General features: G+C 71.9%; 10 protein-coding genes. 2 read left to right on the top strand and 8 right to left on the bottom strand.

All coding sequences use genetic code 11. From position 1 onward, the window contains the following. Window positions 1-6: 6 nt before the first annotated feature. Window positions 7-801, bottom strand: coding sequence for an exodeoxyribonuclease III (locus LG379_RS03180; protein ID WP_225753119.1), 795 nt, complete (start codon window positions 799-801; stop codon window positions 7-9). A 111-nt stretch (window positions 802-912) separates the two neighbouring features. Between LG379_RS03180 and LG379_RS03175 the strand changes: the two genes are divergently transcribed. Then, the gene (locus LG379_RS03175) at window positions 913-1,719 is read left to right on the top strand and encodes an oxaloacetate decarboxylase (protein WP_225753118.1); all 807 of its coding nucleotides are present in this window, start codon (window positions 913-915) and stop codon (window positions 1,717-1,719) included. Window positions 1,720-1,745: 26 nt separating this feature from the next. Here LG379_RS03175 and LG379_RS03170 read toward each other — a convergent pair whose 3' ends face one another. From LG379_RS03170 to LG379_RS03160, 3 genes are all read right to left on the bottom strand, one after another. Then, window positions 1,746-2,678, bottom strand: coding sequence for a bifunctional methylenetetrahydrofolate dehydrogenase/methenyltetrahydrofolate cyclohydrolase (locus LG379_RS03170; RefSeq protein ID WP_225753350.1), 933 nt, complete (start codon window positions 2,676-2,678; stop codon window positions 1,746-1,748). 71 nt (window positions 2,679-2,749) lie between these two features. Further along, complete coding sequence (gene glyA, locus LG379_RS03165) at window positions 2,750-4,030, bottom strand: serine hydroxymethyltransferase (protein ID WP_304522417.1); 1,281 nt, start codon at window positions 4,028-4,030, stop codon at window positions 2,750-2,752. Between the two features lie 290 nt (window positions 4,031-4,320). Beyond that, window positions 4,321-4,833 (bottom strand): GNAT family N-acetyltransferase, encoded by a 513-nt coding sequence (locus LG379_RS03160; protein ID WP_370634415.1) that lies wholly within the window; start codon window positions 4,831-4,833, stop codon window positions 4,321-4,323. Between the two features lie 114 nt (window positions 4,834-4,947). Between LG379_RS03160 and purU the strand changes: the two genes are divergently transcribed. Beyond that, window positions 4,948-5,835: a formyltetrahydrofolate deformylase gene (gene purU, locus LG379_RS03155; protein ID WP_225753116.1), complete on the top strand. Its 888-nt coding sequence runs from the start codon at window positions 4,948-4,950 to the stop codon at window positions 5,833-5,835. Window positions 5,836-5,949: 114 nt separating this feature from the next. Here purU and pulA read toward each other — a convergent pair whose 3' ends face one another. The 4 genes from pulA to LG379_RS03135 all read right to left on the bottom strand — a co-directional run bounded on the left by pulA (window position 5,950) and on the right by LG379_RS03135 (window position 14,806). Continuing rightward, window positions 5,950-11,739, bottom strand: a complete 5,790-nt coding sequence (gene pulA, locus LG379_RS03150; protein ID WP_225753115.1) for a pullulanase-type alpha-1,6-glucosidase — start codon at window positions 11,737-11,739, stop codon at window positions 5,950-5,952. A 283-nt stretch (window positions 11,740-12,022) separates the two neighbouring features. After that, window positions 12,023-13,012, bottom strand: a complete 990-nt coding sequence (locus LG379_RS03145; protein WP_225753114.1) for a malate dehydrogenase — start codon at window positions 13,010-13,012, stop codon at window positions 12,023-12,025. A gap of 46 nt (window positions 13,013-13,058) precedes the next feature. Continuing rightward, window positions 13,059-14,276, bottom strand: a complete 1,218-nt coding sequence (locus LG379_RS03140; protein ID WP_225753113.1) for an NADP-dependent isocitrate dehydrogenase — start codon at window positions 14,274-14,276, stop codon at window positions 13,059-13,061. A gap of 164 nt (window positions 14,277-14,440) precedes the next feature. Further along, on the bottom strand, window positions 14,441-14,806 hold the full coding sequence (locus LG379_RS03135) for a DUF3017 domain-containing protein (RefSeq protein WP_225753112.1): 366 nt from the start codon (window positions 14,804-14,806) through the stop codon (window positions 14,441-14,443). Between the last annotated feature and the right edge of the window lie 119 nt (window positions 14,807-14,925).

Here is a 14,925-nt window from a genome sequence, read left to right as displayed (position 1 = left end):
CGGTGGTCAGAGGTCGTAGGTGACGACCAGCGGCGCGTGGTCGGAGAACCGCCGGTCGTACGACGGCGCCCGATCGACCTCCACCTTCTGCGCCCGCTCGGCCAGCGGCGACGTCGCGATCTGGTAGTCGATGCGCCAGCCGGAGTCGTTGTCGAAGGCCTTCCCGCGCCACGACCACCAGGTGTACGGGCCGGGGCCGTCCCCGCCGAGGTGCCGGCCGAGGTCGACCCAGCCGCTGTCGAACCAGCGGTCGAGGTAGGCGCGCTCCTCGGGCAGGAAGCCGGCGGCCTTGACGTTGCCCTTCCAGTTTTTGATGTCCACCTCGCGGTGGGCGATGTTGACGTCCCCGGCGACGACGGCGAGCGCACCGGCTGAGCGCAGCTCCGTCATGCGCGTGCTGATGAGCTCCAGGAACGCGTACTTCTCGTCCATGGACGGCGTTCCCAGCGTGCCGGAGTGGATGTAGGTCGAGACCACGGTGAGCGTGCCGCCGTCCGGCAGCCCGAGGTCCGCCTCGACCCAGCGACCGGAGTTCGTCCCGACGCCGTGGTCCAGGCCGATGCGGATGCCCCGCATCGGCAGGCGCGACGCGATCGCGACGCCGGACCGGCCCCTGGCCGTGGACTCCGCGTGCGCGAGGTCCCACTCGTGCTGAGGGAGGAACTCGGCGAGCATCTCGTCGGGCGCGCGGACCTCCTGCAGCAGGAGGACGTCCGGCCGGCGCTCGGCCAGCCACTCCCCCATCCCGCGCTTGAAGGCGGCGCGGATCCCGTTCACGTTCACGGTGGCGATCGTCAGCACCGCACGATTCTCGCCCACACCCGCGCCCGCCCGTACCGAGCGACCGGACGGACGGACGACCGGAGGAGCATCATGGTGAGCGTCCGCCGGTGTCGACCGTGAGGTGGGGCCATGAGCACGCAGGACGACCGGGTCGCCGAGTTCCACCGCCTGCACGAGTCGGGCTGCTTCGTGATGCCGAACCCGTGGGACGTCGGGAGCGCACGGGCCCTGCAGGGGCTCGGCTTCGCGGCGCTGGCGACGACGAGCGCGGGCTGTGCGTGGACGGTGGGCCGGCAGGACAGCCACGTCGACCTGGAGCCGGTGCTCGACCACCTGCGATCCGTCGCTGCCGCGGTGGACGTGCCGGTGAACGCGGACTTCGAGGGTGGGTACGCGGTCGAGCCCGAGCAGGTCGCCACCCATGTGCGCCTCGCCGCGGCCACCGGGATCGCCGGCCTCTCGATCGAGGACGCGACGGGCGACCCGGCCGAGCCCCTCCACGACATCGATCTCGCCGTGGAGCGCATCCGCGCGGCCCGCGAGGCGATCGACGCCGGCGGCACCGGCATCGTCCTGACGGGCCGGTCCGAGGGCTTCGTCGTGGGCCGCCCTGACCTCGAGGAGACGGTCCGCCGTCTGCGCGCCTACGCGGAAGTGGGAGCGGACTGCCTCTACGCGCCGCGGATCGGGACGGTCGACCAGATCCGGACCATCGTCGCCGCCGTGGCACCGAAGCCGGTGAACCTCCTGATCAACGCGCCGTTCATCACCGTCGCCGAGGCTGCGGAGCTGGGGGTCCGGCGGATCAGCGTCGGCGGCACGCTGGCGCGCACCGCATGGGCCGGCTTCCTCCAGGCGGCCCAGGAGATCGCCGACGCAGGGACCTTCAGCCGTTTCCAGCAGCTGCCGGACATCGACGCGCTGCTCGGCCCCTGACGCGCCGCCCGGACCGCCCCGTCACCTCAGCGGAGGCCCGCAGCCGCCTCCGCCGCGTCGACGACGTTCGCGAGGAGCATCGCCCGGGTCATCGGACCGACCCCGCCCGGGTTCGGCGAGATCCAGCCGGCCACCGTCCGCACGCCCGGGTCGACGTCGCCGACCAGACGCGCCCTGCCCGTGTCCGGGTCCTCGGTCCGCGAGACACCGACGTCGAGCACGACCGCGCCCGGCTTGATGTCCTCCGCCCGCACGATCCCGGGCACGCCGGCTGCCGCGACGACGACGTCGGCCGTGCGCAGGTGCGCGATGAGGTCGCGCGTGCCGGTGTGGGTCAGCGTCACCGTCGCGTTGTGCTCGCGGCGCGTCAGGAGCAGGCCGATCGACCGGCCGACCGTGGTCCCCCGCCCGAGCACGACCACGTGCGCACCGTTGACGCCGATCCCGTACCTGCCGAGCAGCTCGAGGATGCCCCGCGGGGTGCACGGCAGCGGCGAGTGGACCGGCTCGTTGACCCGCAGCACCAGCTGGCCGAGGTTCGTGGGGTGCAGGCCGTCGGCGTCCTTGCGCGGGTCGATCCGCTCGAGCACCGCGTTGACGTCCACGCCTTTGGGCAGCGGCAGCTGGACGATGTAGCCGGTGCACGCCGGGTCGGCGTTGAGCCGGTCGATCGCCGCCTCGACGGCGGCCTGCGTGGCCGTCGCGGGCAGGTCCTCGCGGATCGAGGCGATGCCCACCTCCGCGCAGTCGCGGTGCTTGCCCGCGACGTACGCCTGCGAACCGGGGTCGTCCCCGACGAGCACGGTCCCGAGGCCCGGCACGATCCCGTGCTCGCCGAGCCGTGCGACGCGCTCGGCGAGCTCGGCCTTGATCGTTGCGGCGGTCGCCTTGCCGTCGAGGACCTGCGCCTCGCCGGTCGGGCTCGCCGTCTCCGCGGCGCCGACCGCCCCGGTGGGCAGGGCGTCGTCCGTGGCCACGCGCGCGGCGCCGTCGGTCAGGCCGGCGCCCTCGTTCGCGGTGGCGTCCGTCGTCACTGCTGCAGGCCCGGGTAGAGCGGGAAGCCGTCGGTGAGCTTGCGCACGCGGGCGCGCAGCGCCTCCACGTCGGCGGAGGTGCCGTCGACCAGGGCGGTCGCGATGATGTCCGCGACCTCCTCGAACTCCGCCTCGCCGAACCCGCGGGTCGCCAGCGCCGGGGTGCCGATGCGCAGGCCGGACGTCACCCGCGGCGGCCGCGGGTCGAACGGCACGGCGTTGCGGTTCACGGTGATGCCCGCGGTGTGCAGGAGGTCCTCGGCCTGCTGGCCGTCCAGCGCCGAGCTGCGCAGGTCCACGAGGGCCAGGTGCACGTCCGTGCCGCCGGTCAGGACCGACACGCCCGCCGCGGCGACGTCGGGCCGGGACAGCCGCTCGGCGAGCAGGCGCGCGCCGTCGAGCGTGCGCTGCTGACGCTCACGGAAGCCCTCGGTCGCGGCCACCTTGAACGCGACGGCCTTGGCCGCGATGACGTGCATGAGCGGGCCGCCCTGCTGACCCGGGAACACCGCCGAGTCGATCTTCCTGGCCAGCTCCTCGGTGCTGAGGATGAAGCCCGCGCGCGGACCGCCGAGCGTCTTGTGCACGGTCGAGGAGACGACGTCGGCGTGCGGCACGGGGCTGGGGTGCAGGCCCGCGGCGACGAGGCCGGAGAAGTGCGCCATGTCGACCCACAGCGCGGCGCCGACCTCACGGGCGATGTCCGCGAACGCTGCGAAGTCGAGCTGCCGCGGGTAGGCCGACCAGCCGGCGATGATGACCCGCGGGCGGGCCTCCAGGGCCTTCTGCCGCACCACGTCCATGTCGACCAGGTGCGTGCCCGGGTCCACGCCGTACGCGGCGACCTCGTAGAGCTTGCCGGAGAAGTTGAGCTTCATGCCGTGGGTGAGGTGACCGCCGTGGGCGAGCTCCAGGCCGAGGATCGTGTCACCGGCGTTGGCCAGCGCATGCAGCACGGCGGCGTTGGCCTGCGCGCCCGAGTGCGGCTGGACGTTCGCGTGCGCGGCCCCGAAGAGCGTCTTGGCCCGCTCACGCGCCAGGTCCTCCGCGATGTCGACCTGCTCGCACCCGCCGTAGTAGCGCTTGCCCGGGTATCCCTCGGCGTACTTGTTCGTCAGCACGGAGCCCTGCGCCTGCAGCACGGCCCGCGGGACGAAGTTCTCGCTCGCGATCATCTCGAGCGTCTCCTGCTGGCGCAGGAGCTCCCCGTCCAGGACGGCGGCGATCTCCGGGTCCAGCTCGGCGAGCGGCTGGTTCATGACGTCGTCGGCGCTCATGTCTCTCCTCGCATCAGCAGTGCGCGTGGTGGTCCCGGCACGTCCGGGCACGCACACCTCGTGTGGGTGACCCGCGGCCCAGGCGAACGACCCGGAGTCTGCTGTGCTGTGCCGCTCCCTGATGGTGACCCACCTGCGCCAGTCGCGACCGGGCCAGGGTAGCAACCCGCACCCGACCTCGGTCGACCGGTCACAGGGTCGGAGCGGTCCGCACAGCGGCCCGCCGCTCGCGCCACGTCCTCAACGGTGGCGGCATCCACGCACTCGACGCCGAGGCGAAGCGGTCCCGGTCAGGCGCCGCGGTCGTCCTCCACGTCGCCGTCCCCGAGGATCTTGCGCAGGTACGCGTACGTGAGTGATCCCGCCGTCTCGTCGTGCTGGTGGGTGTAGCCGTGCTTCTGGTACAGCGCGAGGTTCTGCACCGAGTCGCGCCCGGTGAAGACCCACAGCTCGCTGGTGTCCTCGGGCAGGTGGGGCGGGATCGCCAGCAGCATCTGCGTGCCGATGCCCTGCCCCTGCAGGTCCGGCGCCACGGCGAGCCTGCCGAGGGTCGCCTTGCCCGGCTCGAGCTGGACGCGGACGGATCCGACGAGCCGGTGCCCGTCCCACGCGCCCAGCGTCACGATGCCCGGCGCCCCGAGGTCGGCGCGGAGCTCCTCGAGCGTCTGCGTCAGCGGCGGGATGTTCGGGTCCCCGTACGTCTGCGCCTCGGTGACGAAGGCCGCCCGGCGCAGGGTGAGCAGCTCGCCCGCGTCGTCGTCGGTCACGGGCCGGATCGTCACGTCCACGCTCATGGGCCTCATCGTGGCACCCGCGGCGCGTCCGCGGCGACCGCCGTTCCGCTGACGAGACGCCGCTGCCCCCGCAGCCGCGGACACGACCGCGCCGTCGGGGGTGCGCGAGTACCCTCACGAACCGTGACGACGCCCGACGACGCCCTGCCCGCCCCGGCGCAGGACCAGCCCACCCACTGGGTGCTGAGCCTGTCGTGCCCGGACCGCCCGGGGATCGTCGCGGCCGTCGCCGGGATGCTCGCGGCGCACGGCGGCAACATCACCGAGTCGCAGCAGTTCGGTGACCCGCTCAGCGGACTGTTCTTCATGCGGGTGCAGGTCGAGGCCTCCGCGCCCGAGGCCGACCTGCGCGGCGCGCTCGACGAGCTCGCCGAGCGCTTCGACATGACGTGGGACCTGGACGTCGCCGGTCGGCGGATCCGGACCGTCGTCATGGTGTCGACCGCGGCGCACTGCCTCCACGACCTGCTGTTCCGGCAGCAGTCCGAGGGCCTGCCCGTCGACATCGTCGCCGTCGTCTCCAACCACACGGCCCTCGCGGACGTCGCCGCGTTCTACGGCATCCCGTTCCACCACGTGCCGGTCACCCGGGCCAGCAAGGCTGCAGCCGAGGCGCGACTGCTGGAGCTCGTGGAGGAGACCGGCGCCGAGCTGGTCGTGCTGGCCCGCTACATGCAGATCCTGTCCGACGAGCTGTGCCGCACCCTCGCCGGGCGGGTGATCAACATCCACCACTCGTTCCTGCCCAGCTTCAAGGGCGCCCGCCCCTACGCGCAGGCGCACGACCGAGGTGTCAAGCTCATCGGTGCGACGGCGCACTACGTGACGGGCGACCTCGACGAGGGCCCGATCATCGAGCAGGACGTCGAGCGGGTGGACCACTCCAAGCGCGTCGAGGACCTCATGGCGCTCGGGCAGGACGTCGAGCGACGCGCCCTGGCGCGCGCCGTCCGGTGGCACGCCGAGCACCGCGTGCTGCTGGACGGCCACCGCACCATCGTCTTCCGCTGAGCCGCTGAGCCGCTGAGCCGGGAACGACAGGAGGGCGTGGACCGCGGTCCACGCCCTCCTGCCTGTTGTTGCTGACGCCCCCCGGCGGTCATGACCGCCGGGGGGCGTGCCCGGCTACCCCTCCGGGTCGACCAGCACGGCGACCGTGCGGGCCGGGACGCTGACCGTGCCGGTCGCGGCGTCCCAGGTCGTGCTGCGCACGACGTCGTCCGACCCCTCGGCCTGCACCTCGGAGAGGGCGTAGTCGCGGCCGGCGTGGCCCGCGACCGTGGCCGAGTACGCCTCGTCGGAGGCGTTGAAGACGACGAGGACACCGTCGAGCGCCCCGTCCACGTCCTCACCCACGAGGTCGTCGATGCTCATGACGATGACGCCGGCCGTCGCCGTCGGGCCGCTGCCCGGGAAGGTGACCTTCTCCTGGATGAGCTCGGGGTCACCGAGACGGAACAGCTCCGTGGAGAAGCGCAGCTCGAGGAGGTCCTGGTAGGACTCCGTGGCGGTGGAGATGTGCTCCGGCGCCGGCTTCAGCGACGCGTCCGCGAGCAGCGGGCGCATGAACGGCCACTTGTCCTGGTTGTCCCCCGCCTGCGGCAGGCCGCGGGCGAACCCGTTGTCCTGGCCGGAGAAGTCGAGCAGGTTGAACCAGTCGCCGGAGTTGTAGCTGTTGCGGTCCAGCGACTTGCTGCGCAGCAGGTCCGAGCCGGCGTGGAAGAACGTCGGCGTCTGCGACAGCGCGGTCGTGGCGAGAGACACCGTGTTCATCCGCACGCGGTCCGCCATCGGGGTGTCCGTCGGCAGCTTGAGCGTGAGGACGTCGAACAGCGTCTCGTTGTCGTGCTTGTCGACGTACGTGATGATCTCCTCCGGCGAGTCGGCGTACCCGGCCGGCTGGCCGTTGTAGTCGATCTGGTCGCCGCGCTGCACCTGGCCCTTGCTCGTGAGGAACGAGTAGGCGCGCAGGTTGCCCGCCAGCCCCAGCCGGACGAGGTCCGCCTGGTGCTGGGCGTCCGTGAGGAGCTCGCCGTCGGGGCGGTTGTCCAGCCCGTTGCGGTCCGTGTACGCGCCGGTGCCGAAGCCCTGACGCACGCGCGGGTCGCTGTCGAACGGACCGCCGCCGCGGACGGCGTCGCGGAGCCGGTCGGAGAACGTCCCGATGCCGGTGCCGCCCAGGTTGCCCTGGCGCGCCTGCTCGAACCGGGCGTCGTCGGCGACCTCACCGAAGTTCCAGCCCTCGCCGTACAGGTAGACCTTCGAGCCGTCCACGCCGTCCTTCGTGACGGTCAGCGCGTCCAGCGCGTCGCGCACCGCGAGCATGTTGTCCCGCGAGTGGTGACCCATGAGGTCGAAGCGGAAGCCGTCGACCTTGTAGTCCCGCGCCCACGTCACGACCGAGTCGACCATGAGCTTCTCGGCCATCTGGTGCTCGGTGGCGATGTTCTGGCAGCACGTGGACGTCTCGACCTTCCCGGCCGCGTTGAGGCGGTGGTAGTAGCCGGGCACGACCCGGTCGAGGACCGACTTGGCGTCCTGACCGCTGGCGGCCGTGTGGTTGAACACCTGGTCCAGGACCACCTGCAGGCCGTCGGCGTGCAGCGCCCCGACCATGCTGCGGAACTCCTCGACCCGGGCCCCACCGTGCGCGTCCACGGCGTAGGAGCCCTCGGGCGTCGTGAAGTGGAACGGGTCGTATCCCCAGTTGAAGCCGTCGGCGTCCCGGATCCCGGCGATGCACGCCTGCTGCTCCGAGGAGTCCGCCGGCAGCGACGCGAGGTCGCACGGCGGCTCCACCTGGGCGGAGCGCTTCTCCTCGATCGTGGCGATGTCGAACGTCGGCAGCAGGTGGACGGTCGTCAGACCGGCCTCCTGCAGCGCCCGCAGGTGCTGGCGTCCGGCCCCGTCGGTGGTGAAGGCGGAGTAGGTGCCGCGCAGCTCCTCAGGAACCGTCTCGTCGCTGATCGAGAAGTCCCGGACGTGCAGCTCGTAGATCGTCTGGTCCACGGGGCGCACGACCGGCTGGCCGGCCTTCTTCCACTCGCCGGGCATCCAGCGCTGGTCGGCGAGGTCGACGAACACCGAGTGGGTCGAGTTGACCGTGAGCGCGACCGAGTACGGGTCCGTCACCCGGTTCTTCTCGACGGCGCCGGTGGAGGGCACGTAGACCGTGACCTCGAACTGGTAGGCGCCGTGGCGCCACTTCTTGTCACCGTCGACCGTCCACGAGCCGTCGGCCTGTCGCCGGAGCTCCACGCGGGTCGGCTCGGCGTCCAGCGTGGCGGGGTCCTGCCAGACCAGCAGGTCGACGTCCTTGGCCGTCGGCGCCCACAGGGCCACCGAGGGGCGCTTGCGGGCGTCCCACGTGACACCGAGCCGGCGGTCGGTGGCGTCCTCGGCGAAGAGGGCGTCCACCACGCCGGGGATCTGCACCCCGGTGAACACCGCGAGCGCCTCCTCGGCGTCCGTGGCCGTCACCACGAGCTGGCCCGTGAGGGCCGCCTCGACGTCGGCGCGGTCGGCGCCCTGCAGACGCAGGACGACGTGGCCGGCGAGGTGCGGGTAGAGCGTTGCCAGGTCCTCCGGCAGGCCGGTGCCCTCGGCGACGAGGTCGTACGCCACGGCGCCCTCCGGCAGCACCGGCGTCTCGCCGTCGAGGCTGATGCCCCCCTCGGGCGCGGTGTGCAGGCGGAAGGTCAGGTCGGCCAGGTCACGGCCGCCCAGGAGCGCCTCCGGCACGGCGAGGACGTCCTCGCTGAGCCAGTGGACCCCGAGCTGACCCCGGCCACCGATGCCGGCCGTCGGCCCGCCGATGGTGAGCACCTTGGTGGCGGGGTCGAACGTGAACGCCACCGTGTCACCGTCGTTGCCCACGGTGAAGGCGATGTTCGCCCCGCCGGGTGCGCCGCCGGCGCCGTAGTTCTCGTCCCAGCTGAAGTTGTACGCGACCTTCGCCTCGTAGCTCCCGGCGGGCAGCTGGTCCGTGACGAACGTGAAGATGCCGTCGCGGTCCAGGTCGGTGAGCAGCGTGGCCGCGCACTCCGGCTGCCAGTCACCGGGGCAGCCGAGCTCCTGCTGGTGGCTGCCGGGGATCGTCATCGGCGCGTGCATGGAGCTGTTGAAGTAGTACTTCGTCTCCGGGTCGAACCAGAAGGTGATCGGCCCACCGCCGTGCGTGTAGGCCAGGTTGGGTCCGCCGGGCTGCCCGTCGGCACCGAAGTTGATGTCCCAGCTCTCGTTCGCGGCGACCTTGAACTCGTAGTCGCCGGCCGGGAGGTCGAACGTCTTGGACCACAGGCCGTTGGCGCCGAGCGTGAGCTGCGCCTCGGAGCAGGCCGGGTTCCAGTCCCCGCCACACCCCATCTCGTCGTTGTGGTTGCCCGGGACCGAGACGGTGTCGAAGTCCGACGGCGGCGGGCCGACGACGGGCTCCTCGACCAGGGTCGTCACGGTGGACGCCGCGGAGGCGTTGCCCGCTGCGTCGACGCTCACGGCGCGGTACTCGATCATCGTGCCGAGACCGTGCTCGGTGACGAGGTCCTCCACGTCGTGGAAGACCCGGGGCGTGTCGTCCTCGGCGGTGCCGAGCAGGGTCCAGTCCTGCTCCCCGACGACGCGGTAGGCGAAGGACGTCTCCTGGTAGCGGTTGTCGGCGACGACGGCGCTGATGGGGGCCTTGCCCCACACGCCCGCACCGTCGCGGCCGGCGACGACCTGCACGTCGACGTCACCGGCGGCCGCGACCGTCGAGTCGGCGACGAGCACGACGGCCCCGCGTGCGGGGACGCTGACCGAGATCACGCCGTCCGCGTCCGCGGTGACGGCCTGGTCCGTGCCGAGCAGGCCGGTGTACGTCGCGCCCGGGGTGAGGGTCGCGAACGTCGCCGTGGCCGCGGCGCCGCCGTTGTTGGTGACGACGACGTGCTCCACGTCCTCGTCACGGTCCACGCGGGCGAAGGCGTAGAGGCCGCCGTCGGCGAGGAGCTCGACCTGCGCTCCGTCGCTGAGCGCGGGGTGCGCGTCGCGGAGCGCGGCCAGGGAGGAGATGTGGGTGTACAGCTCGGTGTCCGTGTCGTAGCGGTCCACGGACCCGGCCTGCTCACCGCTCAGCAGGACCTGGTTCTGGTACTCCGGCACCTGGCTGGCGAAGAGGGACTGGCGCGCGGCCTTGTCGTTGCCCTCTCCCCCCGCACCCTGGCCGATGAAGCCCTGCTCGTCGCCGTAGTAGACGACGGGCTGGCCCCGCGTGAGGTACATGAGGGAGTGCGCGAGCTTCGAGCGCTCCAGCGGGGCGTCGGTGCCGCGGACGAAGTAGCCGATCCGGCCCATGTCGTGGTTGCCGAGGAAGGTCGGCAGCGCCGTGGCCGAGGTGTCCGGCGTCGTGTAGATGTCGTCGGACGCGTACAGGTCACGGAGCTGCGCCGAGGACGCGCCGGTCACGTACGCGGCGGCACGCTCCTGGAACGCGAAGTCCAGGACCGAGCTCATCTCCGTCTCCCGCACGTACGGGGAGAGGATGCGCGTGTCGGAGGAGTACACCTCGCCGAACATGAAGAAGTCGTCGTCACCGCGCACCTGCTGCGCGTGGTCGACGATCTGGGGCGTCCACTGCTCCCAGAACTCGAAGTTCACGTGCTTGGCCGTGTCGATGCGGAACCCGTCCACGCCGAGGTCGATCCAGTCCTTGTAGACCTGGACGAACTCCGCGACGACGTCCGGGTGCTCGGTCATGAGGTCGTCGAGGCCGACGAAGTCGCCGAGGGTCTCGGACTCCCCGGCCCACGTCGAGTCACCGCGGTTGTGGTAGTACCGGACGTCGTTGAGCAGCGCCGGGACCTTGACCTCCGCGTCGGCCGGGTCGACGACCGGGGTGTACGGGAACGAGTCGGTCGTGAGCTCGGGGAAGTCCGCGGCGCTGAGACCGGCGACGTCCTCCATACGGAAGGTCGTGCCGTCCGCGGCGACGTAGGGGGTCGTGTCCTGCGGGATGTACGAGTACTGGTTCTCCTCGTACGAGATCACGTCCGCGGTGTGGTTCGTGATGATGTCGAAGAACAGGTCGATGCCGCGCGCCTCGGCCGCCGTGATGAGCTCCTCGAGCTCGGCGTTCGTGCCGAGGTGCGGGTCGATCTGGGTGAAGTCGGTGATCCAGTAGCCGTGGTAGCCGGCCGAGGCGTTCGCGCCCTCGCCCTGCACCGGACGGTTCTTGAAGGAGGGGGTCAGCCAGATCGCCGTCGTGCCCAGGCCCTCGATGTAGTCGAGGTTGTCGATGAGGCCCCGCAGGTCGCCGCCGTTGTAGAACGCGCGGTCCGTCGGGTCGAAGCCGTGGGCGAGACGGTCGCCCTCGATGCCCGCCGTGTCGTTCGCGGCGTCGCCGTTCGCGAAGCGGTCGGTCATGACGAAGTAGAAGCGCTCGTCCCCACCCGGCTGGCGGACCGGGTCGGCGACGATGGCGGCGTCCGCGGCGGCGTCGTAGGCGCCACCGAGGTTCGCGGGGGTCACGGTCGTCTGCTTGGTGCTGTCGTCGAAGACGAACCGCATCTCGGCGGGGGCGCCGAGCCGGAACGTGACGTTCCCGTCGCCGGCACCGTACGACTCGTCCCAGGTCCCGTTCATCGCGACCTTGAACTCGTGGCTGCCCGCGGGGACGGGGAAGACGCCCTCGTACACGCCCTCGGCCCCGGTGGGGGTGAGCAGCGTCTCGGCGCACTCCGGCTGCCAGTCGCCCGGGCAGCCGTTCTCGTCCTGGAAGGTGCCGGCCAGCGTGGCCGTGCGGTCGACGGCGACCGCGGAGCCGGTACCGACCGCGGACACGAGCCCCGCGAGCGCGACCGAGAAGGCCGCGGCTGCCGCGACCGTGGACCGTGCTCGAGCACGGGATGGGTGGGGGTGGCTGTGGTGGGCCGGTGCCATCTGGGGGACTCCCTCGTCGCCAGGCTTCACCCGGGTGAGAACCGCGGGCCCCCGGACTGTAACCGTTTGCAGCAACAGGCAGCAATGGGATGACTCGCGGACCTCCATCGGACCCGTCGGCCGCCTCCCAGCCCGCGCGGGGACGCACGGCAGCGCCGTGTTTACGATCTTGCTGCAAGCGTTGCACGCATCCGGGTGACGACCGACGCCGCGTGGAGGGAGGGCGGACGACGACGGCGCCGCACCCCTGAGGGACGCGGCGCCGTCGTCGGGCGTCAGCGGGTCAGATCAGGCCGAGCTCCCGCACCGCGTCGCGCTCCTCGGCCAGCTCGGCGACGGAGGCGTCGATGCGCTGCCGCGAGAAGTCGCCGATCTCCAGGCCCTGGACGATCTCCCACGTCCCACCGGTCGAGGTGACCGGGAAGGACGAGATGAGCCCCTCCGGGACCCCGTAGGAGCCGTCGGAGACGATCGCCGCCGAGGTCCAGGAGCCCTCGGCGGTCCCGAGCACCCAGTCGCGCACGTGGTCGATCGCCGCGTTCGCCGCCGAGGCCGCCGACGACGCCCCGCGGGCCTCGATGATCGCCGCGCCCCGCTTGGCGACCGTGGGGATGAACGTGCTCGTCAGCCAGTCCTCGTCGACGAGCTCGGTCGCCGGGCGACCCGCCACCGTGGCGTGGAAGACGTCCGGGTACTGGGTGGCGGAGTGGTTCCCCCAGATGGTCAGGCCCTGGATGTCGGCCACACCCGTGCCGGTCTTCTGCGCGAGCTGCGACAGCGCCCGGTTGTGGTCCAGGCGTGTCATCGCCGTGAACCGCTCGGCCGGGACGTCCGGCGCGTGCTGCTGCGCGACGAGGGCGTTGGTGTTGGCCGGGTTGCCGACGACGAGCACGCGCACGTCGTCCGCCGCCACCGCGTTGATCGCCTCGCCCTGGGGCTTGAAGATGCCGCCGTTCGCCTCGAGCAGGTCGCCCCGCTCCATGCCTGCCGAGCGGGGCCGGGCGCCGACGAGCAGCGCGACGTCGGCGCCCTCGAAGCCGACCCGCGCGTCGTCGGTGATGTCGATCGACTGCAGGAGCGGGAACGCGCAGTCGTCGAGCTCCATCGCGGTGCCCTCCGCCGCCTTGACCCCCTGCGGGATCTCGAGCAGGCGCAGGCGCACCGGGGTGTCCGCGCCGAGCATCTGGCCGGACGCGACCCGGAACAGCAGCGCGTAGCCGATCTGGCCGGCCGCGCCGGTCACCGTGACGGTGACGGGTGCCTTCTGGGACATCGGTGTCTCCTTCCACGGGCCCGTTGCCGGGCCCGCTCGGTCGGGCTCAGCCCAGGCGGGCGGCGAGGTTCTCGTCGATGGCGCCCAGGAACTCCTCGGTCGTGAGGAACGGCTGGTCGGGCCCGACGAGCAGGGCGAGGTCCTTGGTCATCTTCCCGCTCTCGACCGTCTTCACGACGACGTCCTCGAGGGTGTTCGCGAACTCGGTGACCTCGGGGGTGCCGTCGAGCTTGCCGCGGTGGGCCAGGCCCCGCGTCCACGCGAAGATCGAGGCGATCGGGTTCGTCGAGGTCGGCTTGCCGGCCTGGTGCTGGCGGTAGTGCCGCGTGACCGTGCCGTGCGCCGCCTCGGCCTCGACCGTGCGGCCGTCCGGGGTCATGAGGACCGACGTCATGAGGCCGAGCGAGCCGAAGCCCTGGGCGACGGTGTCGGACTGCACGTCGCCGTCGTAGTTCTTGCATGCCCAGACGTAGCCGCCCTCCCACTTCATCGCGGCGGCGACCATGTCGTCGATGAGACGGTGCTCGTACGTCAGGCCGGCGGCCTCGAACTGGTCCTTGAACTCGGCGTCGAAGACCTCCTGGAAGGTGTCCTTGAAGGCGCCGTCGTAGGCCTTGAGGATCGTGTTCTTCGTGGAGAGGTACACCGGGTAGCCGCGCTGCAGGCCGTAGGCGAACGACGCGCGCGCGAAGTCGCGGATCGAGTCGTTGAAGTTGTACATCCCCATCGCGACGCCGCCGCCCTCGGGGTACGTCACGACCTCCTGGTGGATCGGCTCGCTGCCGTCCGCCGGGGTGTACGTGATGGTCAGCGTCCCGGCGCCGGGCACCTTGAAGTTCGTCGCCTTGTACTGGTCGCCGTGGGCGTGACGGCCGATGATGATCGGCTTGTTCCAGCCCGGGACGAGCCGCGGGATGTTGCTGATGATGATCGGCTCGCGGAAGACGACGCCGCCGAGGATGTTGCGGATCGTGCCGTTGGGCGAGACCCACATCTTCTTGAGGCCGAACTCCTCGACCCGCGCCTCGTCGGGCGTGATCGTCGCGCACTTGACCCCGACGCCGTGCTCCTTGATCGCGTGCGCCGCGTCGATCGTCACCTGGTCGTCGGTGGCGTCGCGGTGCTGGATCGACAGGTCGAAGTACTTGAGGTCGACGTCCAGGTACGGGTGGATCAGGCGGTCCTTGATGAACTGCCAGATGATCCGGGTCATCTCGTCGCCGTCGAGCTCGACGACCGGGTTGACGACCTTGATCTTGCCCATGCGTGATCTCCCGTGTGATCGGTGGTGGCTGGTGCGCCGTGCGTCCCGTCGGCGCTCCGACAGGTTCCCCGACCCTCACCCGCAGGGCGGGCCGGCGTCCGCGCCGGTTGGTGCTCGGCCAGATTACTCGACATCAAGAGATCTGGGCACGCCGTGGGGCGGCCTCACACGCCCGGGGTGCCCTGGAGCAGGAGGATCCCGCCCCCGAGCCCCCACAGCACGACGGCGTCCCACCACGTCGAGCGCACGGCGATCCCCTCGGGCTCCCGGCCGCGACGGGTCACGCGCGCCAGGCCCGCCGCCAGGAGGGTCACTCCGAGGACGATCGCGGCCGAGCGGGCTCCGTCGACCGCCGCCGCGACGGCGGCCACGACGATCGCGCCGACGACGAGCCAGAGCGCCGGTGCCCGGTGACGGTCCGGCTGGCGGTCCGACGGGCGGTCGAGCGGCGGCTCCGTGGCCGACGACGACGCCTCGGTCCGGCCGCGCCCGGTGGGCGCGTCGGTGGGCTCGTCGGTCACCTCGGGCACGGCCCCGACCCTAACGCGGAGAGGGCCGTCGGGGACGCGCCGCCGGTCCCGTCCGCCGGGCCGTGCCGCGCCGTGCCGGGCCGTGCCGTGCCCCGGCAGATGCCGTCGGCCCGGTGCCC

Source organism: Actinotalea sp. Marseille-Q4924 (genome assembly GCF_916618755.1).
Taxonomy (GTDB): domain Bacteria; phylum Actinomycetota; class Actinomycetes; order Actinomycetales; family Cellulomonadaceae; genus Actinotalea.
This window is presented reverse-complemented; position numbering and strand designations above follow the sequence as displayed.